The organism is Pseudomonas sp. PDM02, assembly GCF_014852285.1.
GTDB lineage: Bacteria > Pseudomonadota > Gammaproteobacteria > Pseudomonadales > Pseudomonadaceae > Aquipseudomonas > Aquipseudomonas migulae.
This window is the reverse complement of sequence record NZ_JACVBL010000012.1, coordinates 1-26115: the sequence shown is the minus strand read 5'-3', so window position 1 is coordinate 26115 and position 26115 is coordinate 1. Positions and strand designations below refer to the sequence as shown.

Below are 26115 nucleotides of genomic sequence, written 5' to 3'. Positions count from 1 at the left end.
GCATCGTTGCCAAGGACGCCATCGCCAGCAAGCCGGCTCCTACAGTTCCGTGTGACTCAGCCGCCACCGATCCAGCGCGATCAGCACCAAGGCAATCACCACAAACCCCGCCAACAATCCGCCCGCATTCACAAACACCTGTGGATAACCCAGCTTGTCGACATCTATGAACGGATAGGGATAAACCGCCAGCAGATGCCCGCGCAGCAGCGCATACGCGAAGTACAGCAACGGGTAAATCACCCACAGCGCAATGTGCCTCAGACGCAGGGTGCCTTTGGGCACACACAACCACCACCAGACCAGAAACAGCAACGGCATGACGTCGTGCATCAGTTCATCGGCCAGCCATTGCCAGCCTTCGGGATGCCACAGATGGCGCAACAGAATGTTGTAGGCAAGGCCGACCACGGCGATGCTCACGGCAACCCCGCTGCTCACCCACGGCTGCAAAAACCAGCGTCGCGCAGCCGACTCGCGGGACGTCAGTGCGCAGGTCAGCACGGTCGCCACCAGCGTGTTGCTGAGCACGGTGAAGTAGCTGAAAAAACTCACCAGCCCGCCCAGCAGACTGGCGCCCAGCGTCCAGCGCGAATAGAAAATCAGGTACAGCTGAATGCTCAATCCCGCCCAGCCGAGGACAGCAGCCACGGCCACAAAACGACGGCGCACGGCAGGTTGCATGATCATGTTCAGAGCGGTCGCTTGGTACGCATCAACTTGACGTACAAGCGTTCGACCTTCTCCCGCGCCCACGGGGTCTTGCGCAGGAAGGTCAGGCTCGACTTGATGCTCGGATCACTCTTGAAGCAGCGGATATCGATGCGCTCGGCCAGCCCCGACCATTCGTAATGTTCAACCAGCGCGTTGAGGATCTGCTCCAGTGTCACGCCGTGCAGCGGGTTGTTGTTCTGTTCGGTCATGCCGGGCCTTCGAGCGATAGATGAATTGGAAGCCGCGCACCTTAGCCGAGGGCCGCCTTGGGGGAAAGGCGTCTGTGCGCTATCTGTTGAATGTAGGCGAAACGGGACAAAACATTTGAATGCCGCGACATGACTCACGTGATTTTCCTGACCACACGATCGACTGTAGGAGCCGGCTTGCTGGCGATGGCGGCGTATCAGTCAACATTGATATCGCCTGACACACCGCCATCGCCAGCAAGCCGGCTCCTACAGGTTGCGGTGGTGTGCTGACTGTTACCGAATCAACAAAAATTCATCTCGGCAAAAGGCCTTTCTCTATTTGTAACAGAACATTATCCTTACGCCCGAACCTGCTGAAACGCTTCCGCTATCCGCTTCACCCCTCACTCCCCAGAAAAAGATCAAGAATTTCTCCTCTATGCCTTATGTTCAATTTTTGCGAGACAGCGCTGTCTGCACGCCTGTTTCCCAGCGAAAAGTCCTCAACCTGATCGGCGGATTCACCGCGCTGAGCCTCGCCACCTGCGTTCAGGCCGCCCCGGCCTTCGATAGCGAATCGCCGTGGATGCTCGGCGACTGGAACGGTACGCGCACCGAACTTTCGGAAAAAGGCTACGACTTCAAAGTCGATTACACCGGTGAAATGGGCAGCAATCTGCACGGCGGCTACGACCACGATCGCACCGCGCGCTACAGCGATCAGTTCGGCCTCGGCACGCATCTCGATCTGCAGAAGATCCTCGGTTGGGACGACGCGGAATTTCAGCTGACCATCACCGAGCGTAACGGCAACAACATCAGCAACGACCGGATCAATGATCCACGGGTCGGCGGTTTCACTTCGGCCCAGGAAGTCTGGGGTCGCGGGCAAACCTGGCGCCTGACGCAGATGTGGTATCAGCAGAAATTCTTCGACCAGAAACTCGACATCAAGGTCGGCCGTTTCGGCGAAGGCGAAGATTTCAACAGTTTCCCCTGCGACTTCCAGAACCTGGCGTTCTGCGGCTCCCAGGTCGGTAACTGGGTCGGGGGCATCTGGTACAACTGGCCGGTCAGCCAGTGGGCGATGCGGGTCAAGTATCACCTGACGCCAGAGCTGTACGCGCAGGTCGGCGCGTATGAGCAGAACCCGTCGAACCTCGATCGTGGCAATGGTTTCAAGCTCAGCGGCAGCGGAACCCAAGGCGCAATTTTGCCGGTGGAGCTGGTGTGGACGCCGAAGCTCAACGGCCTGCCGGGCGAATACCGCGCCGGTTATTACTACAGCAACGCCAACGCCACCGATGCCTACAAGGACAGCAATGGCCAGCCCGCCGCCCTGAGTGGCGAGGCCTACCGCAGCGCGTCGAGTAAGCACGGCGTCTGGCTGGGTGTGCAGCAGCAGATCACCAGCCGCGCCAGCGACAATTCCCGTGGCCTGAACGTGTTCGCCAACGGCACGATGCACGACAAGAAGACCAACGCCATCGACAACTATGTCCAGGCGGGCGTCGTCTACAAAGGCTTGTTCGATGCGCGCGCCAAGGACGACATCGGTTTCGCCCTCGCCCGTGTTCACGTCAACCCGGCCTACCGCAAGAACGCCGAGGCGAGCAATCAGGCCCACGCGGTCTCCGACTTCAACGATCCGTCCTTCCTGCCGCCGCAGGACACCGAATACAGCGCCGAACTCTATTACGGCGTGCACGTCACGAACTGGCTGACCGTGCGCCCGAACCTGCAATACATCCGCCACCCCGGTGGCGTGGACAAGGTCGATGACGCCCTGATCGGCGGGATCAAGATCCAGTCGCAGTTCTAACAAACACCGCAAAACCCTGTAGGAGCCGGCTTGCTGGCGATGGCGGTGGGTCAGCCAAAAAATTTATCACCTGACACACCGCTATCGCCAGCAAGCCGGCTCCTACAAGGACCGCATTAACAGTTCCAGTTTTTACATGAACCCTGCCCGCGCCAGATCGTCATCTACAGTGAACTTGCGCGGGACTACTTGAAACGTCACGGAGAACCACACTATGAGCACTGATGGTGCTTTGAGTCGAAGCCGTCTATTGCCGACCCTGCTCGGCATTCTGCTTCTGCTAATGGGCCTGGCCATGCTGGCCGGGGGGATCAAGCTGAGCATGCTCGGCGGCTCGCTGTATTACCTGCTGGCCGGTATCGGCCTGGCGCTGACCGGCGTGTTGCTGATCCTTGCCCGCCGCGCAGCCTTGGGCCTGTACGCACTGGTGCTGTTCGCCAGCACCGTTTGGGCCTTGTGGGAAGTCGGCCTCGACTGGTGGCAACTGGTGCCGCGTCTGGCAATGTTGTTCGCGCTGGGCATCGTCATGTTGCTGCCGTGGTTCCGTCGTCCGCTGCTGCGCGAAGGCGCTGCACCGAAAGGCACTGGCGCACTGAGCGTGGCCGTGGTGCTCGCGGGCGTGGCCGCACTGGCCAGCCAATTCACCAACCCCGGTGAAATCAAAGGCCAACTGGACCGCGACAGCGTGCCGGGCATGACCAACACCGCCCCGGCCATGCCCGACGGTGACTGGAACTCCTACGGCCGCAGCGCTCACGGTGATCGTTACTCGCCGTTGGCGCAGATCACCCCGCAGAACGTCAACAAGCTCGTTCCGGCCTGGACCTACCGCACCGGCGACCTGCCGGGGCCGAACGATCCGGGTGAAACCACCGCTGAAAACACCCCGCTGAAAGCCAACGGCATGCTCTATGTGTGCACGCCGCACAGCCAGGTGATCGCGCTGGACCCGGACACCGGCAAGGAAATCTGGCGTTTCGATCCGAAGCTCTCCACGCAAAACGCGGCGAACTTCAAGGGTTGGGCGCACATGACCTGCCGCGGCGTGACGTATCACGATGACGCGGCTTACGCCTCCGAGCAGAGCCCGACCGGCAGCGCCAGCGCGTCTGTCGCCAGCGTCTGCCCACGCCGTATCTTCCTGCCGACCGCCGACACCCGCCTGATCGCCCTGAACGCCGACACCGGCAAGATGTGCGAAGACTTCGGCGACAAAGGTCAGGTCGACCTGCGCGCCAACATCGGTGGTTTCACCGCCGGCGGCTACTACTCCACCTCGCCTCCAGCGGTCACCAAGGACCTGGTGGTGATTGGCGGCCACGTCACCGACAACGTCTCCACCGACGAGCCGAGCGGCGTGATCCGCGCGTTCGACGTGCACACCGGCAAACTGGTGTGGAACTGGGACAGCGGCAATCCGGACGACACCACGCCGATTGCCGAAGGCAAGGTCTACACCCGCAACTCGCCGAACATGTGGTCCATGTTCGCCGTCGACGAAAAACTCGGCATGCTCTACCTGCCGATGGGCAACCAGACGCCGGACCAGTTCGGTGGCGCTCGCACCCCGGAATCGGAACTGCACGCCGCCGGCCTGACCGCCCTCGACATCGGCACCGGCAAAGTGCGCTGGCACTTCCAGTTCACCCACCATGACCTGTGGGACATGGACGTCGGTGGCCAGCCAACCCTGATGGACCTGAAAACCGCAGACGGCGTGAAGCCGGCGGTACTCGCGTCCACCAAGCAAGGCAGCATCTACGTACTGGACCGCAGCACCGGCCAGGCAATTGTGCCGATCAACGAAGTGCCGGTTCCGCAAGGCGCTGTCGAAGGTGATCACACCTCGCCGACCCAACCGAAATCCGACCTCAACCTCATGCCGTCGCCGCTGCAAGAGCGCGACATGTGGGGCGTGACGCCATTCGACCAACTGATCTGCCGGATCGACTTCAAGTCCATGCGCTACGACGGCCCGTTCACCCCGCCGTCGCTGCAGGGTTCGATCGTGTATCCAGGCAACTTCGGCGTGTTCGACTGGGGCGGCATCTCGGTTGACCCGGTGCGTCAGATCGCTTTCGTGAACCCGAGCTACATGGCGTTCAAATCGAAACTGATCCCGGCCGCCGAAATCGCTGCCCAAGGCCCGCGTAAAAGCGAAACCGAAGGCGTGCAGCCCAACAAAGGCGCGCCGTACGGCGTAGTCCTCGAAGCATTGCTGTCGCCAATGGGCCTGCCGTGCCAGGCGCCGGCATGGGGTTATGTGGCGGCGGTTGACCTGACCACCGCCAAAGTCCTGTGGAAACACAAGAACGGCACCGTGCGCGACAGCTCGCCGGTTCCGATCCCGCTGAGCATGGGCGTGCCTAGCCTGGGCGGCACCTTCACCACCGCCGGTGGCGTTGGCTTCCTGAGCGGTACCCTCGACCAGTACCTGCGTGCCTACGACGTGAAAAACGGCAAGCAACTGTGGGAAGGTCGCCTGCCTGCGGGCGCGCAAACCACACCGATGACCTACACCGGCAAGGACGGCAAGCAATACGTGCTCGTCGTGGCGGGCGGTCATGGATCGCTGGGCACCAAGCAAGGTGACTATGTGATTGCGTACAAACTGTCCGAGTAAGTTTTAGCGGCGGTTAAAGCAAAGGCGACTCCCGTGAGGGGGTCGCCTTTTTTTGTGATCGACACACAACCCTGTAGGAGCCGGCTTGCTGGCGATGGCGGTTTAACATTCAACGTTGATGTTGGCTGATAGAACGCTATCGCCAGCAAGCCGGCTCCTACAAGGGCGGTGCAGGTCCGTTGAATTATGGGCAACAAAAAACCCGCCGTAGCGGGTTTTTCATTACAGCGGCCAGCGGATCAGAAATCCTCCAGCCGCCACACTTCATAAGCCGGTGTCTCGTAGGGATGGCTCTGTTTCAAAGCCGCCACCACCGACCGGATCAACTCATCCGCCACCACCAGCTCAACTTTCCATTCCTCGACCTGTTCGACCTGCCCTGCTTCGCCAATGAACGGCTGACTGCCCTCCATTGGACGAAACTGACCCAGGCCCAACACCTGCCATGCGCAGTGTTCGTAAGCACCGATTCGCCCGCCACCGGCAGCGAACACAGCGCTTTTGACCACTTCGACATGACTGGTCGGAACAAAGAAGCTCAGCTTGTACACGGCGCTTAGTTCACCCACACGCGAGCGTTACGGAACATGCGCATCCATGGCGCGTCTTCGTTCCAGTCTTCCGAGCGCCACGAGTTCTGCACGGCGCGGAACACACGTTCCGGGTGCGGCATCATGATCGTCACGCGACCGTCGCGGCTGGTCAAACCGGTGATCCCGCGCGGCGAGCCGTTCGGGTTGGCCGGGTACTTCTCGGTGACCTTGCCATGGTTGTCGACGAAACGCATCGCCACGCAACCCGACAGATCGGCTTCCAGCAACGCTTCTTCACTGGAGAACTCGGCATGACCTTCACCGTGTGCGATGGCGATCGGCATGCGCGAACCGGCCATGCCTTGCAGGAAGATCGAGTTCGACTCCTGGACCTGAACCATCGCCACACGGGCTTCGAACTGCTCGGAACGGTTACGCACGAAGTGCGGCCAGAACTCGCTGCCCGGGATCAGCTCGTGCAGGTTGGACATCATCTGGCAACCGTTGCACACGCCAAGGGTGAAGCTGTCGCTACGTTCGAAGAAACCCTGGAACGCATCGCGGGCGCGGCTGTTGAACAGCGCGGACTTGGCCCAGCCTTCACCGGCGCCCAGTACGTCGCCGTAGGAGAAGCCGCCGCAAGCGACCATGCCCTTGAAGTCGTTCAGGTCGACACGGCCGGCCAGAATGTCGCTCATGTGCACGTCGATTGCGTTGAAACCGGCGCGGTCGAACGCGGCCGCCATTTCCACCTGACCGTTGACGCCCTGCTCACGCAGAACGGCAACCTGTGGGCGGATGTTTTTCTTGATGTAAGGCGCGGCGACGTCCTGGTTGACGTCGTAGCTCAGCTTGACGCTCAGGCCCGGGTTGTCTTCTTCCAGCAGCACGTCGAACTCTTGCTCGGCGCAGTCGGCGTTGTCACGCAGACGCTGGATCTGGTAGCTGGTTTCAGCCCATGTACGCTGCAGCAGACGACGCTGACCTTCGAACACGGTTTCGCCGTTGAAGGTGATGCTGATCTCGCCATTGTTCATCGGCTGACCGATCACCGACACGCACTCGCCCAGACCGGCAGCGCTGAACTGCGCGAGGATGTCCGGGGTGGCGTCCTGGCGAACCTGGATCACGGCGCCCAGTTCTTCGTTGAACAGGATCGCTGCGATGTCGGCGGAGGTTTCCGCCAGACCGTCGAGGTTCAGGCTCAGGCCGCAGTGACCGGCAAAGGCCATTTCCACGGCGCTGGTCAGCAGACCACCGTCGGAACGGTCGTGGTAGGCCAGCAGGTGACCGTCGGCGTTCAGGCCCTGGATCACCGCGAAGAAGGCTTTCAGGTCTTCGGCATCATCGACGTCCGGCGCTTGCGAGCCGAGCTTGCCGTGAACCTGGGCCAGGATCGAGGCGCCCATGCGGTTCTGGCCACGGCCCAGATCGATCAGGATCAGGTCGGTGGTGCCCTTGTCCATGCGCAGTTCCGGGGTCAGGGTCTGACGGATGTCAGCCACTGGCGCGAAACCGGTCACGATCAGGGACATTGGCGAGGTGACGGTCTTGTCTTCGCCGTTGTCGCTCCAGCGCGTGGCCATGGACATGGAGTCCTTGCCCACCGGAATGGTGATGCCCAGCTCAGGGCACAGTTCCATGCCGACCGCTTTCACGGTGTCGTACAGACGCGCGTCTTCACCCGGGTGACCGGCTGCGGACATCCAGTTCGCCGACAGTTTGATGTCGGAGATCTTGTTGATGCGCGAAGCGGCGATGTTGGTCAGGGTTTCGCCGATGGCCATGCGGCCCGACGCCGGAGCGTCCAGCAGCGCCAGCGGAGTGCGCTCGCCCATGGCCATGGCTTCACCGGTGTAGACGTCGAAGCTGGTGGCGGTGACGGCAACGTCGGCCACCGGAACCTGCCACGGGCCGACCATCTGGTCACGGGCCACGAGGCCGGTGATGGTGCGGTCGCCGATGGTGATCAGGAAGCTTTTGCTCGCCACGGCCGGGTGATGCAGAACGCGTTCGACGCAGTCTGCAATCTCAAGGGTCGACGGATCGAAGTCGTCGCCCAGCTCGTTTTCACGAACGGCCGAACGGTGCATGCGCGGGGCTTTGCCCAGCAGCACTTCCAGTGGCATGTCCACCGGGCTGTTGCCGAAGTGGCTGTCGGTGACCGTCAGTTGCGGCTCGGCAGTGGCTTCGCCGACCACGGCGAACGGGCAACGCTCGCGCTCGCAGATCGCCTGGAAGCGTTCGAAGTCAGCAGGGCCGACGGCCAGAACGTAGCGTTCCTGGGATTCGTTACTCCAGATTTCGTGCGGGGCCATGCCCGGCTCGTCGTTTGGAATATTGCGCAGTTCGAAGCGGCCACCACGGTTGCCGTCGTTGACCAGTTCCGGGAAGGCGTTGGACAGACCGCCCGCACCCACGTCGTGGATGAAGCTGATCGGGTTCTTGTCACCCAGTTGCCAGCAACGGTCGATGACTTCCTGGCAGCGGCGTTCCATCTCAGGGTTTTCGCGCTGTACGGAAGCGAAGTCCAGGTCAGCCGAGCTGGTGCCGGTGGCCATGGAGGAAGCAGCGCCGCCGCCCAGACCGATCAGCATCGCCGGGCCGCCGAGCACGATCAGCTTGGAGCCGACGGTGATCTCGCCTTTCTGTACGTGTTCGGCACGAATGTTACCCATGCCGCCGGCCAGCATGATCGGCTTGTGGTAACCGCGAACTTCGTCGCCACGCGGGGTGGTGATCGACTGTTCGAAGGTACGGAAGTAACCGGTCAGGGCCGGACGACCGAATTCGTTGTTGAACGCGGCGCCACCCAGTGGGCCTTCGATCATGATGTCCAGCGCGGTGACGATGCGCTCAGGCTTGCCGTACGGCACTTCCCACGGCTGTTCGAAGCCAGGGATCTGCAGGTTCGACACGGTGAAACCGGTCAGGCCGGCCTTTGGCTTGGCGCCACGACCGGTAGCGCCTTCGTCGCGGATCTCGCCACCGGAACCGGTGGACGCACCCGGGAACGGGGCAATCGCGGTCGGGTGGTTGTGCGTTTCGACTTTCATCAAAATGTGCACCGGCTCCTGTACCGCGCCGTACTGGCGGGTTTCAGGGTCCGGGAAGAAACGGCCGGCGACATTACCGACGATCACCGAAGCGTTGTCCTTATAAGCGGACAGAACGCCTTCGCTGTGCATCTGGTAAGTGTTCTTGATCATGCCGAACAGGCTTTTTTCCTGGCTCTGACCGTCGATGTCCCAACTGGCGTTGAAGATCTTGTGACGGCAGTGCTCGGAGTTCGCCTGGGCGAACATCATCAGTTCGATGTCGTGCGGGTTGCGCTTCAAACCAACGAAGGCGTTGACCAGGTAATCGATCTCGTCTTCGGCCAGGGCCAGGCCCAGCTCGGTGTTGGCTTTTTCCAGCGCGGCGCGGCCGCCACCCAACACGTCGATCGCGGTCAGCGGCTTCGGTTCGGCGTGGCTGAACAGGCCGGCGGCCTGTTCAAGGTTGGCGAGGACGATCTGGGTCATGCGGTCATGCAGAACATCGGAGATCAGCTGCGCTTCGGCGTCGCTGAACTGGCCAGCGACATAGAACGCGATACCGCGCTCCAGGCGCTGGATCTTGCTCAGGCCGCAATTGCGAGCGATGTCGCTGGCCTTGCTGGACCACGGCGAGATGGTGCCGAAACGCGGCAACACCAGGAACAGGCGACCGGTCGGTTCTTGAACCGGTACGCTTGGACCGTACTTCAGAAGGCGCGCGAGCACCTGCTGTTCGTCGCCGGTCAGGACGCCGGTAACTTCGGCGAAGTGAGCGAATTCAGCATACAAGCCGCTGACAGCCGAAACCTTCTGGCTCAGTTGCTCAAGGAGTTTGCTGTGGCGAAAGGCAGAAAGGGCAGGAGCGCCGCGCAGGATCAACATCTTCGGGACAGCCTCGGGAAGGGGTGTGCTTTGAGGCCGTGCATTCTAGCCTAAACCGCCCGCGACATCACCCGAAACGGTACGGGCGGCGTCACCCGGACGTCGGGCCGGGTATCCGGGGCTGAAACAGCGGCCGGCCAGGTGTTATTTTTTGTGTCACAAAAAGCCATTCGAGCCCATTCCTGCGGGCTCCAGAGCGGTTTTTCGCTCCCTAGCAGACAAGGCCTTCGCTGTCGAGATATGGCGCTCGTGGTCCTTTGCGTATACTGCGCAGATGTTTTCCCCAACGGCTTTGCGTCCGCGGTACGCCAAATGGCTGATCGCAACCGGACTCTTCCTGATGCTCAGTGGCTGTGTTGATAAACCCAACACGCTGGAGCGCGTAAAGGAGGATGGCGTGCTGCGGGTGGTTACCCGAAACAGCCCCGCTACCTACTTTCAGGATCGCAACGGTGAAACCGGCTTCGAATACGAGCTGGTGAAGCGCTTCGCCGACGATCTGGGGGTCGAACTCAAGATCGAAACCGCCGACAACCTTGACGACCTGTACAGCCAGGTGGGCAAGCCCAACGGTCCGGTGATCGCTGCGGCCGGCCTGGTCAGCAGCGAAGAGCGCAAGCAGCAGGTGCGGTTTTCCCACTCCTATCTGGAAGTCACCCCGCAGATCATCTATCGCAACGGCCAGTCGCGGCCGACCGATGCAAAGGATCTGGTGGGCAAGAAGATCATGGTGCTCAAGGGCAGCACCCACGCCGGGCAACTGGCGGAGTTGAAACAGAAGTTTCCCGGCATTGAATACGAAGAGTCCGACGCGGTTGAAGTTGTCGACCTGCTGCGCATGGTCGATGAAGGCCAGATTGACCTGACCCTGGTCGACTCCAACGAAGTGGCGATGAACCAGGTCTACTTCACCAATATCCGGGTCGCCTTCGACCTCGGTGACGCCAGCGACCAGAGCTGGGCCGTGGCCGCCGGCGACGACAACAGCCTGCTCAACGAGATCAACGCCTACCTCGACAAGGTGAAGAAGAACGGCACGCTGCAACGCCTGAAGGACCGTTATTACGGGCACGTCGACGTCCTCGGTTACATGGGCGCCACCACCTTCGCCCAGCATTTGCAGCAACGACTGCCCAAGTACGAGCAACACTTCAAGACCTACGCCAAGAAAGAGAAGGTCGACTGGCGCCTGCTGGCGGCGGTCGGTTATCAGGAATCCCTGTGGCAAGCGGCCGTCACGTCGAAGACTGGCGTGCGTGGCCTGATGATGCTGACCCAGAACACCGCGCAAGCCATGGGCGTGTCCAATCGACTCGATCCGAAGCAAAGCATCATGGGCGGCGCCAAGTACCTGGCCTACATGAAGGAACAGCTGGATGAGTCGATCCAGGAACCGGACCGCACCTGGTTTGCGCTGGCGGCCTACAACGTCGGCAGCGGTCACCTGGATGACGCGCGCAAACTGGCGGCCAAGGAAGGGCTGAACCCGGACAAGTGGCTGGATGTGAAGAAAATCCTGCCGCGCCTGTCCGAGAAGAAGTGGTACAGCAAAACCCGTTACGGCTACGCCCGCGGTGGCGAGCCGGTGCATTTCGTGGCGAACATCCGTCGCTACTACGACATCCTGACCTGGGTGACGCAGCCTCAGCTGGAAGGCAATCAGGTGGCCGAAGGCAATCTGCATGTGCCGGGGGTCGACAAGTCCAAGCCGAGCCAGGAAACCCCGCAGCTTTAGATTTGTGTTGCTTTTGAGGACGCCTTCGCGGGCAAGTCGGATCGCCGCACCGCTCGCTCCTACAGGTCCGTGTTGTGCCGCAATTTTGCGTATGGCACCGACCCTGTAGGAGCGAGGCTTGCCCGCGAAGGCAGCACCTCGGTCTTAGCCCTTCAACGCTGCGGCCAGAATCAATGCCTTCATCTCGGACACCGCCGACTTGAACCCGACAAACAACGCATGCGCCACCAGCGCATGGCCGATGTTCAGTTCGTTGATGCCCTTGATCGCCGCGACCGCTTCGACGTTGTGATAGTGCAAACCGTGACCGGCGTTGACGATCAAACCCTGCGCCAGACCAAATGCCACGCCATCGGCCACGCGCTTGAGCTCTTCAGCCACGTCCGTCGGTGTCTCGGCATCGGCATAACGACCGGTGTGCAATTCAATCGCCGGAGCACCGACACGACGGGACGCTTCGATCTGCCGCTCGTCCGCATCGATGAACAGTGACACTTCGCAACCGATCTTCGCCAGGCGATCCACTGCTGCCTTGATCCGCGCTTCCTGCCCCGCTACGTCCAGACCGCCTTCGGTGGTCAGTTCCTGGCGGGTTTCCGGCACCAGGCAAATGTGCGCCGGGCGGATGCGCTCGGCGAACGCCATCATTTCTTCGGTGACGCCCATTTCGAAGTTCATGCGGGTTTGCAGCACATCCTTGAGCACCAGCACGTCACGTTCCTGAATGTGCCGACGGTCTTCGCGAAGGTGCACGGTGATGCCGTCAGCGCCCGCCTCTTCGGCGTCCAGTGCGGCCTTGACCGGATCGGGATAGCGAGTGCCCCGGGCCTGGCGCAGGGTGGCAACGTGGTCGATGTTCACGCCAAGAAGAATGCGATTGCTGGTGGTCACGGAAGCGCTCCTGAATTTAAAGATTCGGCGCACAGCATACACGGGGAGATAGGGTCTGTTGACGTTTGGTGGTGGTCGTGACGACCACCACCAAACGTCAACAGACCCTACGGCTTGCGAAACAGCTCGCGACTGACCAGGGGACGACCGCCCAGGTGAACGGCCAATGCCTGGCGCATCAAACGCTTGGCGGCGGACAACGCGCCGGGGGCCGACCAGTCGGCGTCGGCCATGGCCAGCAGTTCGGTGCCGTTGAACAGACCGGGTTGCAGCAGGTAGACCCGCTCCAGGCCGGCATCCACCTGTAGACGGTACAGACCGTCCGGCGCGACGGGTTCGCCGTGGATGTCGGTGTTCAGCGCGAAGCCGTAACCGAGATCGTCGAGCAAGCGCCATTCGAAGGAACGCAGCAGCGGCTCCAGCGGACGGCCTTCGGCCAGCGCAAGCAAAGTCGCGGCGTAGTGATCGAAGACAGCGGGATGGGGATCTTCTGATGGCAACAGGCGAATCAACAGCTCATTGAGGTAAAGACCGCTGAACAGCGCTTCGCCGATGAGCCATGTCGACGTACCGGCACTTTCCATGCGCCCGACATTCTTCAACTCGCCCCGCCCCCGGAACTCGACCTCCAGCGGCACGAACGGCCGCGCCAACGTCCCGGCCTTGCCCCGCGCACTGCGCAACACCGCCCGCAGCCGACCTTGCGGCGTGAGGAAATCCACCAGTGCGCTGTTTTCGCGGTAGGCGCGGGAGTGGAGGACGTAGGCGGGTTGGCCGATGGGCTGGGACATGGAGCTCTCAATGACGGATCGCGATTTTACTAACACCCCAAAACCACTGTGGGAGCGAGCCTGCTCGCGATGAGGGACTGACATTCAACAAAATTGTTGACTGACAGACCGCTATCGCGAGCAGGCTCGCTCCCACAGTTTTATCACCTGGGCTCAGGTTTACAGGTCGCCGTAACCCAGCGAACGCAATGCGCGCTCATCGTCGGACCAGCCGCCTTTCACTTTGACCCAAAGGTTGAGCATGATCTTGGAGTCGAACAGCAGCTCCATGTCCTTGCGCGCCTCGGTGCCGATGCGCTTGATGCGCTCGCCCTTGTCGCCAATGATGATTTTCTTCTGGCCGTCACGTTCGACGAGAATCAACGCATGAATGTGCAGGGTTTTCCCCTGCTGCTTGAACTCTTCGATTTCCACGGTGATCTGGTATGGCAGCTCGGCGCCCAGCTGACGCATGATTTTCTCACGCACCAGTTCAGCGGCGAGGAAGCGGCTGCTGCGGTCGGTGATCTGGTCTTCTGGGAAGAAGTGATCGTTTTCCGGCAGGTGCTCGGCGATCACTCGCTCCAGCGTGTCGAGGTTATGCCCGTGCTGGGCCGAGATCGGCATGATCTGCGCGTTCGGCAGCTGTTCCTGCAACCAGGTCAGGTGCGGCATCAGCTCGGCTTTGTCTTCGATGCGGTCGGTCTTGTTCAGCGCCACGATCAGCGGGCCGGTCACGTACTGGACGCGCTCGAGCACCATCTGGTCTTCGTCGGTCCACTTGGTGCGATCCACCACGAAGATCACCACGTCGACGTCTTTCAACGCCGCCGAAGCGGTCTTGTTCATGTAGCGGTTCAAGGCCTTTTCGCCGCCCTTGTGCATGCCCGGGGTGTCGACGTAGATCGCCTGGACGGCGCCTTCGGTCTTGATGCCCAGCATGTTGTGGCGGGTGGTCTGAGGCTTGCGCGAAGTGATCGCCAGCTTCTGGCCGAGGATGTGGTTCAGCAGCGTGGACTTGCCCACGTTCGGACGGCCGACGATGGCAACATAGCCACAGCGTGTTGCGGTTGAATCAGTCATTGCCATTCTCCACACCCAGGGCTATCAGTGCTGCGGCGGCCGCTACCTGTTCGGCAATACGACGACTCACACCCTGACCTCGGCTTTTTTCATTCAGTAAGGTGATTTCGCATTCGACGAAGAACGTCCGGCAATGCGGCTCACCCTGGATATCCACCACTTCGTAACGCGGCAGCTCACAACCACGGGACTGCAGGAATTCCTGCAGGCGGGTTTTTGGATCTTTGTTGGTGTCGACCAGTGTCAGGCCTTCGAACTCGCCGGCCAGCCAGGCCAACACGCGCTCGCGCGCCACGTCCATGCCGGCGTCCAGGTAGATCGCACCGATCAGCGCTTCCAGGGCATCGGCCAGAATCGACTCGCGACGGAAACCGCCGCTTTTCAACTCGCCGGAACCCAGACGCAAGTAATCACCCAGATCGAAACCGCGGGCCAGTACAGCCAGAGTCTCACCTTTCACCAGACGTGCGCGCAAACGCGACAACTGGCCTTCGCGGGCCAGCGGGAAGCGATCGAACAGCGCCTCGCCAGCGACGAAGTTGAGGATGGCATCACCGAGGAATTCCAGGCGTTCGTTGTTGCGCCCGGCAAAGCTGCGGTGAGTCAGGGCCAGGACCATCAGTTCCTGATCCTTGAAGGTGTAGCCGAGCTGACGCTCTAGACGGCTTAAGGAGACGCTCACGGTTTACCCACGCTGAGTTCGTGGCTGGATTCCACCGCCATCGCCGTGGTGCGGCGCAGGCTTGGGACAATTAACGCTGTGTTCAAAAATTACGTCCTGAATATCATTGTTTTCATGCGTCTGGCGCCGATTGTGGCAGTTCCAGAAATGCATTCGGCGCTGTGTTCAACAGCGCCGTGTGTGATTACTTGATCAGGCCAACCCGCGAGAAATTCGGCAGGTGACTGAGTTTGGGTTCCGGCCAGCTCATCCAGACTGCGAAGGCCTTGCCGACGATATTCTTGTCGGGAACCATGCCCAGCAGATCCTTGGGAATAGTCGGATCATCCCAGTAACGACTGTCGTTCGAGTTGTCGCGATTATCGCCCATCATGAAGTAGTGCCCGGCAGGCACGGTCCACGTATGGTCAGGCGATGCGCGATAACGGCTCATTTCCTTGCGGATCAAGTGCTCGGCGGCGCCGAGTTTTTCCTTGTAGAGCTCGGCGCTGCCCAGCGTGCCCGGCTCGGAGCCGACCAGTTGCTCGGCAATCGACTCGCCGTTGACGAACAGGCGCTTGTCGGCGGTGTAGCGAACCTGGTCACCCGGCAGGCCGACCACACGCTTGATGTAGTTGACGTTCGGATCACTCGGATAACGGAACACCATCACATCGCCGCGCTGCGGATCACCGACATCGATGACTTTCTTGTCGATCACCGGCAGGCGGATCCCGTAAGAAAACTTGCTCACCAGAATGAAGTCGCCGACATCCAGCGTCGGTTTCATCGAGCCGGAAGGAATCTGGAACGGCTCCACCAGGAACGAACGCAGGACCAGCACGATGAACAACACCGGGAAGAACGACTTGCCGTATTCGACCAGCAGCGGCTCTTTGTTCAGCTTCTCGACCACCACCACATCCGGCTGGCTGACGCTGCCCTGATAGGAGGCGATGGCGGCACGCCGACGCGGCGCCAGGAAAACCAGATCAAGCAACGCCAACAGGCCGCAGACGAACACGGCGATGACCAGCAACAGCGGGAAATTTAGTGACATAGGACCTAACTATCCAACCTGAGCACTGCAAGGAAGGCTTCTTGTGGAATTTCCACGTTGCCGACTTGCTTCATGCGTTTCTTACCGGCCTTTTGCTTTTCCAGCAGCTTTTTCTTACGGCTGACGTCACCACCGTAGCATTTGGCCAATACGTTCTTTCTGAGTGCCTTGACGGTTGTCCGCGCCACAATCTGACCGCCAATGGCGGCCTGGATTGCCACGTCGAACATCTGCCGTGGAATCAGTTCTTTCATCTTCTCGGTCAACTGACGACCTTTGTAGTTCGCATTGTCACGGTGCACGATCAGCGCCAGGGCGTCGACCTTGTCACCGTTGATCAACACATCCAGTTTCACCAGATTAGCCGATTGATAACGATCGAAATGGTAATCCAGCGAAGCATAGCCACGGCTGGTGGATTTCAGACGGTCGAAGAAGTCCAGGACCACTTCGTTCATCGGCAAATCGTAGGTCACCTGAACCTGAGTACCGAGGAACAGCATGTCGTGCTGCACGCCACGCTTCTCGATGCACAGGGTAATAACGTTGCCCAGGTGTTCTTGCGGCACAAGAATGTTGGCCCGCACGATCGGCTCGCGCATGTCTTCGATCGTGGACAGGTCCGGCAGCTTCGACGGGTTATCGACGTAGATCGTCTCACCGGTTTTCAGCAACAGCTCGAAAATTACCGTCGGCGCCGTGGTGATCAGGTCCAGGTCGTACTCGCGCTCCAGGCGCTCCTGGATGATTTCCATGTGCAGCATGCCGAGGAACCCGCAACGGAAGCCGAAGCCCAGGGCGTCGGAGCTTTCCGGGGTGTACTGCAGCGACGAGTCGTTGAGCGTGAGCTTTTGCAGGGCTTCACGGAAATCTTCGAAGTCGTCGGAGCTGACCGGGAACAGGCCAGCGTACACCTGCGGTTGAATGCGTTTGAAACCTGGCAGCACGTCTACGTCGGGGGTGGAGCTCAAGGTCAGGGTGTCGCCCACTGGCGCACCGTGAATGTCCTTGATGCTCGCGATAATGAAGCCCACTTCACCGGCCTTCAGGTCAGCGGTAGGGGTGTGTTTCGGGTTGAATACACCGACGCTGTCCACCAGGTGGATCTTGCCGGTGGACTTGACCAGGATCTTGTCGCCCTTCTTCACGCGACCGTGGCGCACGCGCACCAGGGACACAACGCCCAGGTAGTTGTCGAACCAGGAGTCGATGATCAACGCTTGCAGCGGATCGTCGTAGTTGCCGGTAGGCGCCGGAATGGTGGTGACCAGGCGCTCCAGCACTTCATCGACGCCCAGACCGGTCTTGGCACTGCAAGTGACCGCGTCGGTGGCATCGATGCCGATGATTTTTTCGATTTCTTCTTTGACGCGGTCCGGATCGGCCTGTGGCAGGTCGATCTTGTTCAGGACCGGCATGACCTCCAGGCCCTGCTCGATCGCCGTGTAGCAGTTGGCAACCGACTGCGCTTCCACGCCCTGACCGGCATCGACCACCAGCAAGGCACCTTCACAGGCCGCCAGCGACCGGCTGACTTCGTAGGTGAAGTCAACGTGGCCCGGGGTGTCAATGAAGTTCAGCTGGTACTTGATGCCATCGCGAGCGGTGTAATAGAGGGTGACGCTGTGGGCCTTGATGGTGATCCCGCGTTCACGTTCCAGGTCCATGGAGTCCAGCACCTGGGCTTCCATTTCGCGCTCGGCAAGGCCGCCGCACATCTGGATGAAGCGATCGGCCAGCGTCGACTTGCCATGGTCAATGTGGGCGATGATGGAGAAATTGCGGATATGACTCAAATCACTCACGGATCAACACTCAAAAAGGCTGCAGGCATGGCCCGCCGAAAAATAGCCGGGAATTGTACCTGATCCACGGCGCAAGCGTCACGTTCGCAGGTCAGACGGCACCTACAAAAAACGCCCCGGTCTTGCGACAGGGGCGTTTTTGAAGGCTTTTGCAGGAGCCGGCTTGCTGGCGATGGGGGCGTCGCGGTGGGTCTGGGTGACCGCAGCGATGCGCTATCGTCGGAACGCCGCCCGCACCAAGCCGGCTCCTACAGGTTCGTGTGTTTCAACCGGCTCGGCGCAGGAGGTAGACACCTGCCAGGGCACACACACCCGCCGGCACCAGCACCGCAAACAGCGGCGAGAACCCGAACACCAGGCTCGAAGGCCCCAGCAGGTCCTGGACGATGCGGAAGGTGAAGCCCACCAGCACGCCGGTGAATACCCGCTGACCGAGGGTAACCGAGCGCAGCGGACCGAAGATGAAGGAGATCGCCATCAGTACCAGGGCGGCAGTGACCAGCGGCTGCAACACCTTGACCCAAAATGCCAGCCAGTAACGGCCATTGTTCAACCCCTGATCCGCCAGGTAGTGGATGTAACTCCACAGGCCGGTGATCGACAGCGAATCCGGCGACATCACCACGGTGCTCAGCAGTTGCGGGCTCAGCGCCACGTTCCAGCGCTCGACCGGGGCCGTGACCACTTCAGTGCTCTTGTCATGGAACAGCGTGGTCGTGACATCGCTCAACTGCCAGTGATCCTGATCGAATTTCGCGCGTTTGGCGAAGCTCGAGGACAGCATGTGCCGCTGATCGTCGAAGCGATAACGGGTCACGCCGTACAACACGCCGTTGGGTTGTACCGAGTTGACGTGGATGAACTCCTCGCCCTGACGGTGCCACAGGCCATGCTTGGCGCTTTGCGCATCACCACTGCCTTGAGCCAGCGAGCGGTTGGCCTGCGCGGTGCTTTCGGTCGCCGGCGCGATGTACTCGCCAATCAACACGCCCACCACCATCAGGATCAGCATCGGCTTCATGACGGCCCAGACGATCCGGCCGATCGACACGCCCGCAGCGCGCATGATGGTCAGCTCGCTGTGGCTGGCCAGACTGCCGAGGCCGATCAGGCAGCCGATCAGTGCTGCCATCGGCAACATGTCGTAAAGACGGCGCGGCGCGGTCAGCAGGACGTAACTCAGGACATCGACCAGGGTGTAGGTATCGCTGACCTCACCCATCTCGTCGATGAAAGCAAACAGCGTGGCCAGACCGAGAATAATCCCCAGTACCGCCAGGATCGCGATAAAGACGCTGCTACCGATGTAGCGATCGAGCTTAACCACGGGCCACCTCCAGCGCGCTGCGGCGACTCGCCCGCTTCAACTGCCAGGGTTCCCAATAGAGCAAGCCAAGGCCGATGGCCAGGAAGATTGCGTGAACCCACCACAAGCCCAGCGCGGGCGGGATCTTGCCCTTTTCGAGGGCGCCGCGAGCGGCAATCAGGATGCTCAGGTAAGCCATATAAAGAAGAATCGCCGGCAGCAGCTTGAGGAAACGGCCCTGGCGCGGATTGACCCGCGACAGCGGCACCGCCATCAGGGTCACGATGAAGACCAGCAAGGGCAAGGACAGGCGCCATTGCAGCTCGGTGCGCGAACGCAGGTCATCACTGCCGAGCAACGAACTGGTGGGCATTGCATCGCGGTCGGTGACTTCGTCGCTGACGTCCGGTTTAGGCAGCAACACGCCGTACTCTTCGTACTTGATCGCACGATAGTCGGCCTGTCCCGGGTTACCGTCGTAGCGATAACCGTTGTCGAGAATCAGGTAACGGTTACCGTCGGGGCGGATTTCCTGACGGCCCTTCTCGGCCACCAGCACGGAAATCCCGCGATCTTTCTTGTCCGACGAGACGTTCTTTTGCGAAATGAACACGCCGCCGAGATGGATGCGGTCATCCGACAGGGTTTCGGTGTAGGTCACCCGGGTGCCGTCACGCAGGGCCTGGAAGCGACCCGGCTCGAGGGTATCGAACTCGGTCAGCGCGTCTTGTTTGTTCAGCAGCAACTGAAACTGATTGGCCCCTTGTGGCGCCAGGCTCAGGCTCAACCATGCCACCACCAGTGCCACCAGGGTGGCCGGAAACAGGGTCATGGTGAACAGGCGCTGCTGGCTCATGCCCGTGGCAGAGAGCACGGTCATTTCACTTTCAAGGTACAGGCGCCCGTAGGCCAGCAGGATCCCGAGGAACAGGCCCAGCGGCAGGATCAGTTGCAGAAAGCCTGGCAGGCGAAAGCCCATGATCAGGAACAGCGAGCCCGGATCCAGAAGGCCAGCCGCCGCCTGGGCGAGGTATTTGATGAAGCGTCCGCTCATGATGATGACCAGCAGCACGGCACTGACGGCGCTCAAGGTCAACAGGACTTCGCGGGATAGGTAACGGAAGACGATCAAACCAGACACTCCAGGGTTGTCAGGCTAAGGCGGCCAAACAAGCAAACGTATCAGGCAGCCCGCAAGACAGAGCCGCCGAAAAAAGTTGGCGCATTATCCTGTGATTGGGCGCGCCTGTCACTGCGCATGGTTACGCAGGCGGCCAAAGCGCAGAAGATCGTACAACCGAGGGTTGTCAGGCGCCGGTAGCGAGGTTCAAACTGCGGCCTTTGTCGCAAGCCGTGACTTGCGTCTTTCACTCTATAAATAAGCAGGCTCGAACGTCTGTCGTCGAGCACTTGCGTGTTGACCCATCATTCAGGGACCCGGACATGGAACTGGTTGTAAAAAGCGTTAACCCAGAAACGTTGAAAACCTCCACCCTGGTGGTCGCCGTCGGCGAAGGCCGCAAGCTCGGCGCCGTTGCCAAACAACTCGACGAACTGAGCGGCGGTGCTATCAGCGCAGTGCTCAAGCGTGGCGACCTGGCCGGCAAGGTTGGCCAGAGCCTGTTGCTGCACAGCCTGCCGAACCTGAAAGCCGAGCGCGTGTTGCTGGTCGGCGTGGGCAAAGACGAAGAACTGGGTGACCGCCCGTTCCGTAAAATCATCGCCGGCGTCCTCAACACCCTGAAAGGCCTGGGCGGCAGCGATGCCGTACTGGCGCTGGACGAAGTGATCGTCAAGGGTCGCGACAGCTACGGCAAAACCCGCCTGCTGGCCGAAACCCTGGTGGACGGCGAATACACCTTCGATCAGTTCAAGAGCCAGAAAGCCGAACCTCGCGCCCTGAAGAAAGTCACCCTGGTGACCATCAAGGCGGCCCAGGCTGAAGTCGAGCGCGCCGTGGCCCACGCCACCGCGATCGCCAACGGTATGGCGTTCACCCGCAACCTGGGCAACCTGCCGCCGAACATCTGCCACCCGACGTTCCTCGGCGAACAAGCGAAAAACCTCGGTAAAGAATTCAAAAGCCTGAAAGTCGAAGTCCTTGATGAGAAGAAAATCAAGGAACTGGGCATGGGCTCGTTCTACGCCGTCGGCCAGGGCAGCGCCCAGCCGCCGCGCCTGATCGTCATGCAATACAACGGCGGCAAGAAATCCGAGAAGCCGTACGCCCTGGTCGGCAAAGGCATCACCTTCGACACCGGCGGCATCAGCCTGAAGCCGGGCGCCGGCATGGATGAAATGAAGTACGACATGGGCGGCGCCGCCAGTGTCTTCGGCACCCTGCGCGCCGTGCTCGAGCTGAAACTGCCGATCAACCTGGTGTGCATCCTCGCCTGCGCCGAGAACATGCCGAGCGGCAACGCTTCGCGTCCGGGCGACATCGTCACCACCATGAGCGGCCAGACCGTGGAAATCCTCAACACCGACGCCGAAGGCCGTCTGGTGCTGTGCGATGCCCTGACCTACTCCGAGCGCTTCAAGCCACAAGCCGTGATCGACATCGCAACCCTGACCGGCGCTTGCGTCGTTGCATTGGGTGCGCACACCTCCGGCCTGCTGGGCAACAACGACGAACTGATCGGTCAACTGCTGAGCGCCGGCCAATCGGCTGACGACCGCGCCTGGCAACTGCCGTTGTTCGACGAGTATCAAGAGCAGCTGGACAGCCCGTTCGCCGACATCGCCAACATTGGCGGCCCGAAAGCCGGCACCATCACCGCTGCCTGCTTCCTGTCGCGCTTCACCAAGAACCTGAACTGGGCGCACCTGGACATCGCCGGCACTGCCTGGACCAGCGGCGGCAAGGACAAGGGCGCCACTGGCCGTCCGGTTCCATTGCTGACCCAGTACCTGCTGGACCGCGCCAAAGCCTGAAACCGATGACCTCGGGCGGCGTTGCTTTCGGGCGACGCCGCCTGGGGCTCAGGAACCGCAATGACCAAAGTCGACTTCTATATCCTGCCCAGCGCCGACCCTTCGGCACGGCTGGATTTCGCCTGCAAGCTCACCGATAAAGCCTGGCGCATGGGCCATCGCATCTACCTGCATTGCAGCGATGCCGCCCAGCGTGACGATCTCGATGCGCGCCTGTGGGCCTTCAAGGGCGAAAGCTTCGTGCCCCACGGCCCTGCCGAAAGCGAGCCGGACGGTTTGATTGTGCTGGGTCTTGGCGATGACTGCGGTCAACATCAGGATTTGCTGGTCAACCTCGACCTGAAAGTCCCGGCCTTTGCCAACAAATTCGCCCGGGTGGCGGAAGTGGTGGTGGAGGATCCGGCGATACGCACGGCTGCGCGGGAGAGTTTCCGTTTCTACCGCGAACAGGGCTATCCTCTGCAAGATCACCGTTTACAGCGACTCTGAGCATTCCGATGGACACTCCAAAACCGCTGCAAAAGTCCGCGCACCTGCTGGACGACCTTGAGTCGATCCGCCAACTGCTCGGCGATGACAACCTGCAACCACCGCTGCTGACCGACACGGTCGACGATGGAGAGCAGGAACAAATTCCGATGTTGTTCGACACGGTCAGCGCCAGTCAGCCCACCGTCGCACCGACGCCAGTCGCCGCTGCCGCGCAACCGGCACCCGCTGCCAAAGGTCCAGACGACCTGCTGCACCTGGACAGCGAACTGCGCGCCGCCGCGCAACTGATCATGCAAGACGTGATCGACGACTTCGCCCCGCACATCGAAACCGAAATCAAACGCCGCCTCAGCGCGCGCCTTGAGCGGTTGTTGAGCCAGTACAACGACTGAACCCAACACAAATCCCCTGTGGGAGCGGGCTTGCTCGCGAAGGCGTCGTATCAGTCAGCACAAATGTTGAATGTCAGACCGCTTTCGCGAGCAAGCCCGCTCCCACATTGGTTTCGTGCCGTTTTTGGTACTGCGCCCTGTCCGCCCCCGCTCGCCCTGCGCCCCATGCCCCGCTATACTCGTCGGCTTTTCCTGAATTAATGCCAATAGGGTCCCGCCGCGCATGGATAAGACCTACCAGCCGCACGCCATTGAAACTTCCTGGTACAACACCTGGGAGTCTGAGAATTACTTCGCCCCGCAAGGCGCGGGCGAGTCCTACACCATCATGATCCCGCCGCCGAACGTCACCGGCAGCCTGCACATGGGTCACGGCTTCAACAACGCGATCATGGACGCCCTGATCCGTTTCCGCCGCATGCAGGGTCGCAACACCCTGTGGCAGCCGGGCACCGACCACGCCGGTATCGCCACGCAAATGCTGGTGGAACGCCAACTCGAAGCCCAAGGCCAGAATCGCCACGACCTGGGTCGTGAGAAATTCCTCGAGAAAGTCTGGGAATGGAAGGATCAGTCCGGCGGCAACATCAGCCGTCAGATCCGCCGTCTCGGCTCGTCCGTGGACTGGGGCCGCGAGCGCTTCACCATGGACGACGGTCTCTCGGAAGCGGTGAAAGAAGCGTTCGTGCGCCTGCACGAAGACGGCCTGATCTATCGCGGCAAGCGTCTGGTCAACTGGGACACCAAGTTGCACACGGCGATTTCCGACCTCGAAGTGGAAAACCACGACGAGAAAGGTTTCCTGTGGAACCTGAAGTACCCGCTGGCCGACGGCGCCAAGACCGCTGAAGGCAATGATTACCTGATCGTCGCGACCACTCGCCCGGAAACCATGCTCGGCGACGCCGCCGTCGCGGTTAACCCGAACGATGAACGCTACAAAGCCCTGATCGGCAAATTTGTCGAGCTGCCGCTGGTCGGCCGCCGCATCCCGATCATCGCCGACGATTACTGCGACCCTGAATTCGGCACCGGTTGCGTGAAAATCACCCCGGCCCACGATTTCAACGACTACGAAGTTGGCAAGCGCCACAACCTGCCGCTGCTGAACATCTTCGACAAGAACGCCGCCGTACTGCCGGCCTGCCAGGTGTTCAACCTCGACGGCACGCTGAACGAAAGCATCGACGGCAAGATCCCGGCTGAATACGTCGGCCTCGACCGCTTCGAAGCGCGCAAACAAATCGTTGCTGCGTTCGACGCCGCCGACCTGTTGGTCAGCGTCAACGATCACGCACTGAAAGTTCCGAAAGGCGACCGTTCCGGCACCATCATCGAGCCGTGGCTGACCGACCAGTGGTACGTGTCCACCAAGCCTTTGGCTGAACCCGCGATTGCCGCTGTTGAAGACGGCCGTATCCAGTTCGTGCCTAAACAGTACGAAAACATGTACTTCTCGTGGATGCGCGACATCCAGGATTGGTGCATCAGCCGTCAACTGTGGTGGGGCCACCGGATTCCGGCCTGGTACGACGAGTCGGGCAAAGTCTACGTCGGTCGCGACGAAGCCGAAGTGCGTGCCAAGCACAACCTCGGTCCGGACGTTGCGCTGCAACAGGACAACGACGTTCTCGACACCTGGTTCAGTTCGGGCCTGTGGACATTCTCGACGCTCGGCTGGCCTGAGCAGACCGAATTCCTGAAGAAATTCCACTCCACCGACGTGTTGGTGACTGGCTTCGACATCATTTTCTTCTGGGTTGCCCGGATGATCATGCTCACCATGCACCTGGTGAAAAACGAAGACGGCACGCCGCAGGTTCCGTTCAAGACCGTTTACGTTCACGGTCTGGTGCGAGATGGCCAGGGCCAGAAGATGTCCAAGTCCAAGGGCAACGTCCTGGACCCGCTGGACATCATCGACGGTATCGAGCTGGAAGACCTGGTGCAGAAACGCACCTCCGGCATGATGCAGCCGAAACTGGCGAAGAAGATCGAGAAGCAGACCCGCGACGAGTTCGCCGACGGCATCGCCAGCTACGGCACCGACGCCCTGCGCTTCACCTTCTGCTCGCTGGCGTCCACCGGTCGCGACATCAAGTTCGACATGGGCCGCGTCGAAGGCTATCGCAACTTCTGCAACAAGATCTGGAACGCCGCGCGCTACGTGCTGGACAAGGGCGAAGACTGCGGCCAGAACGGCGAAGCCTACGAACTGTCGCTGGCGGATCGCTGGATCATCTCGCAGCTGCAACGCACCGAAGCCGAAGTGACCCGTCAACTCGACCAGTTCCGCTTCGACCTCGCGGCACAAGCCTTGTACGAGTTCATCTGGAACCAGTATTGCGACTGGTACCTGGAATTGTCCAAGCCTGTGCTGTGGGACGAAAACGCACCGGTCGAGCGTCAGCGCGGCACCCGTCGCACGCTGGTGCGCGTACTGGAAGTCGCGTTGCGCCTGGCGCACCCATTCATGCCGTTCATCACCGAAGAAATCTGGCAGCGCATCGCGCCGCTGGCCGGTATCGAAGGCAAGACGATCATGCTGCAACCTTGGCCAGTGGCCAATGAAGAGCGCATCGATCCGGCGGCCGAGAACGACATCGAGTGGCTCAAGGAACTGATGCTCGGCACGCGCAACATCCGTGGCGAGATGAACATCGGCCCGGGCAAGCCGCTGAACATTTTCCTGAAAAACGTCAGCGCCGAAGATCAGCGTCGTCTCACCGAGAACGAAGCCCTGTTGAAGAAACTGGCGCGTCTCGAATCGATCACCGTGCTGGCTGCCGGCGAAGAAGCACCGCTGTCCGCCACCGCGCTGGTGGGTGAGATGGAAGTGTTGGTGCCAATGGCCGGCCTGATCGACAAGGACGCCGAACTGGCGCGTCTGGACAAGGAAATCCTGCGTCTGCAGGGCGAAGTCCAGCGCGTGGGCGGCAAGCTGTCCAACGCCGGTTTCGTCGACAAGGCTCCGGCCGAAGTCATCGAGAAGGAACGCGCCAAACTGGCTGAAGCCGAACAGGCTTTGGGCAAGCTGGCCGAGCAGCATGCGCGGATTGCCAGCCTGTAACGGCAAATCGCAATGAAAAAGGGAGGCCCAAGTGGCCTCCCTTTTTCATTCCCCCGCAGTCCTGTAGGAGCCGGCTTGCTGGCGATCCAGGCGGCGCGGTGCATCTGATCCAC

Annotated in this window: 19 protein-coding genes; 7 read left to right on the top strand and 12 right to left on the bottom strand. The window is 60.9% G+C overall.

Annotated elements, in window-relative coordinates; translation table 11 throughout:
• Window positions 1-39 precede the first annotated feature (39 nt).
• Together IB245_RS21075 and IB245_RS21070 are read right to left on the bottom strand one after the other, a co-directional pair.
• Window positions 40-690, bottom strand: a complete 651-nt coding sequence (locus IB245_RS21075; RefSeq protein WP_192228543.1) for a Pr6Pr family membrane protein — start codon at window positions 688-690, stop codon at window positions 40-42.
• Window positions 691-692: 2 nt separating this feature from the next.
• Window positions 693-923 carry a VF530 family DNA-binding protein gene (locus tag IB245_RS21070; protein ID WP_007903672.1) on the bottom strand — a complete coding sequence of 77 codons (231 nt, stop codon included), beginning with the start codon at window positions 921-923 and terminating at the stop codon, window positions 693-695.
• 421 nt (window positions 924-1344) lie between these two features.
• Between IB245_RS21070 and IB245_RS21065 the strand changes: the two genes are divergently transcribed.
• Both IB245_RS21065 and IB245_RS21060 read left to right on the top strand, forming a co-directional pair.
• Window positions 1345-2727 (top strand): carbohydrate porin, encoded by a 1383-nt coding sequence (locus IB245_RS21065; protein ID WP_192228542.1) that lies wholly within the window; start codon window positions 1345-1347, stop codon window positions 2725-2727.
• A 214-nt stretch (window positions 2728-2941) separates the two neighbouring features.
• Window positions 2942-5350 (top strand): glucose/quinate/shikimate family membrane-bound PQQ-dependent dehydrogenase, encoded by a 2409-nt coding sequence (locus tag IB245_RS21060; protein WP_192228541.1) that lies wholly within the window; start codon window positions 2942-2944, stop codon window positions 5348-5350.
• Between the two features lie 239 nt (window positions 5351-5589).
• Here IB245_RS21060 and IB245_RS21055 read toward each other — a convergent pair whose 3' ends face one another.
• A complete protein-coding gene (locus IB245_RS21055; protein WP_032828634.1) occupies window positions 5590-5901 on the bottom strand; it encodes a YqfO family protein in 312 nt (103 codons plus the stop codon).
• A gap of 5 nt (window positions 5902-5906) precedes the next feature.
• Window positions 5907-9803 carry a phosphoribosylformylglycinamidine synthase gene (gene purL / locus IB245_RS21050; RefSeq protein ID WP_008042487.1) on the bottom strand — a complete coding sequence of 1299 codons (3897 nt, stop codon included), beginning with the start codon at window positions 9801-9803 and terminating at the stop codon, window positions 5907-5909.
• Window positions 9804-10077: 274 nt separating this feature from the next.
• Here purL and mltF point away from each other — a divergent pair, with 274 nt between their 5' ends.
• The gene (gene mltF, locus IB245_RS21045; protein ID WP_192228540.1) at window positions 10078-11538 is read left to right on the top strand and encodes a membrane-bound lytic murein transglycosylase MltF; all 1461 of its coding nucleotides are present in this window, start codon (window positions 10078-10080) and stop codon (window positions 11536-11538) included.
• Between the two features lie 144 nt (window positions 11539-11682).
• Here the strand turns inward: mltF and pdxJ are convergent, their stop codons facing one another.
• From pdxJ to lptF, 8 genes are all read right to left on the bottom strand, one after another.
• Complete coding sequence (pdxJ, locus tag IB245_RS21040; protein WP_192228539.1) at window positions 11683-12429, bottom strand: pyridoxine 5'-phosphate synthase; 747 nt, start codon at window positions 12427-12429, stop codon at window positions 11683-11685.
• Between the two features lie 107 nt (window positions 12430-12536).
• A complete protein-coding gene (gene recO / locus IB245_RS21035; RefSeq protein WP_008026692.1) occupies window positions 12537-13220 on the bottom strand; it encodes a DNA repair protein RecO in 684 nt (227 codons plus the stop codon).
• A gap of 159 nt (window positions 13221-13379) precedes the next feature.
• Complete coding sequence (gene era / locus IB245_RS21030) at window positions 13380-14282, bottom strand: GTPase Era (RefSeq protein ID WP_008026691.1); 903 nt, start codon at window positions 14280-14282, stop codon at window positions 13380-13382.
• Window positions 14275-14964 (bottom strand): ribonuclease III, encoded by a 690-nt coding sequence (rnc, locus tag IB245_RS21025; RefSeq protein WP_032828632.1) that lies wholly within the window; start codon window positions 14962-14964, stop codon window positions 14275-14277. The genes era and rnc overlap by 8 nt, the downstream gene beginning before the upstream one ends.
• Before the next feature lie 184 nt (window positions 14965-15148).
• Window positions 15149-16003, bottom strand: a complete 855-nt coding sequence (gene lepB, locus IB245_RS21020) for a signal peptidase I (RefSeq protein WP_008026689.1) — start codon at window positions 16001-16003, stop codon at window positions 15149-15151.
• Window positions 16004-16008: 5 nt separating this feature from the next.
• Window positions 16009-17808: a translation elongation factor 4 gene (gene lepA, locus IB245_RS21015; RefSeq protein WP_008026688.1), complete on the bottom strand. Its 1800-nt coding sequence runs from the start codon at window positions 17806-17808 to the stop codon at window positions 16009-16011.
• A gap of 265 nt (window positions 17809-18073) precedes the next feature.
• A complete protein-coding gene (gene lptG, locus IB245_RS21010; RefSeq protein WP_008042483.1) occupies window positions 18074-19135 on the bottom strand; it encodes an LPS export ABC transporter permease LptG in 1062 nt (353 codons plus the stop codon).
• A complete protein-coding gene (gene lptF, locus IB245_RS21005) occupies window positions 19128-20246 on the bottom strand; it encodes an LPS export ABC transporter permease LptF (RefSeq protein ID WP_008042482.1) in 1119 nt (372 codons plus the stop codon). Before lptF ends, lptG begins: the two co-directional genes overlap by 8 nt.
• Window positions 20247-20557: 311 nt before the next feature.
• On the opposite strand from lptF, the gene IB245_RS21000 reads away from it, so the two are divergent.
• The 4 genes from IB245_RS21000 to IB245_RS20985 all read left to right on the top strand — a co-directional run bounded on the left by IB245_RS21000 (window position 20558) and on the right by IB245_RS20985 (window position 26002).
• Window positions 20558-22048, top strand: a complete 1491-nt coding sequence (locus IB245_RS21000) for a leucyl aminopeptidase (RefSeq protein ID WP_192228538.1) — start codon at window positions 20558-20560, stop codon at window positions 22046-22048.
• 60 nt (window positions 22049-22108) lie between these two features.
• Window positions 22109-22537: a DNA polymerase III subunit chi gene (locus tag IB245_RS20995; RefSeq protein WP_008026678.1), complete on the top strand. Its 429-nt coding sequence runs from the start codon at window positions 22109-22111 to the stop codon at window positions 22535-22537.
• Between the two features lie 8 nt (window positions 22538-22545).
• Window positions 22546-22932 (top strand): hypothetical protein, encoded by a 387-nt coding sequence (locus IB245_RS20990; protein ID WP_008026675.1) that lies wholly within the window; start codon window positions 22546-22548, stop codon window positions 22930-22932.
• Between the two features lie 223 nt (window positions 22933-23155).
• Window positions 23156-26002, top strand: coding sequence for a valine--tRNA ligase (locus IB245_RS20985; protein ID WP_008042478.1), 2847 nt, complete (start codon window positions 23156-23158; stop codon window positions 26000-26002).
• Window positions 26003-26115 lie beyond the last annotated feature (113 nt).

Bases quoted from the DNA above. Each gene is read 5' to 3' on its own strand.
- lepB (WP_008026689.1), bottom strand. From the start codon at position 16,003: ATGTCACTAAATTTCCCGCTGTTGCTGGTCATCGCCGTGTTCGTCTGC.
- IB245_RS20985 (WP_008042478.1), top strand. From the start codon at position 23,156: ATGGATAAGACCTACCAGCCGCACGCCATTGAAACTTCCTGGTACAAC.
- IB245_RS20990 (WP_008026675.1), top strand. From the start codon at position 22,546: ATGGACACTCCAAAACCGCTGCAAAAGTCCGCGCACCTGCTGGACGAC.
- IB245_RS21075 (WP_192228543.1), bottom strand. From the start codon at position 690: ATGATCATGCAACCTGCCGTGCGCCGTCGTTTTGTGGCCGTGGCTGCT.
- era (WP_008026691.1), bottom strand. From the start codon at position 14,282: ATGACTGATTCAACCGCAACACGCTGTGGCTATGTTGCCATCGTCGGC.
- mltF (WP_192228540.1), top strand. From the start codon at position 10,078: ATGTTTTCCCCAACGGCTTTGCGTCCGCGGTACGCCAAATGGCTGATC.
- recO (WP_008026692.1), bottom strand. From the start codon at position 13,220: ATGTCCCAGCCCATCGGCCAACCCGCCTACGTCCTCCACTCCCGCGCC.
- IB245_RS20995 (WP_008026678.1), top strand. From the start codon at position 22,109: ATGACCAAAGTCGACTTCTATATCCTGCCCAGCGCCGACCCTTCGGCA.
- purL (WP_008042487.1), bottom strand. From the start codon at position 9,803: ATGTTGATCCTGCGCGGCGCTCCTGCCCTTTCTGCCTTTCGCCACAGC.
- IB245_RS21070 (WP_007903672.1), bottom strand. From the start codon at position 923: ATGACCGAACAGAACAACAACCCGCTGCACGGCGTGACACTGGAGCAG.
- IB245_RS21000 (WP_192228538.1), top strand. From the start codon at position 20,558: ATGGAACTGGTTGTAAAAAGCGTTAACCCAGAAACGTTGAAAACCTCC.
- IB245_RS21060 (WP_192228541.1), top strand. From the start codon at position 2,942: ATGAGCACTGATGGTGCTTTGAGTCGAAGCCGTCTATTGCCGACCCTG.
- IB245_RS21065 (WP_192228542.1), top strand. From the start codon at position 1,345: ATGCCTTATGTTCAATTTTTGCGAGACAGCGCTGTCTGCACGCCTGTT.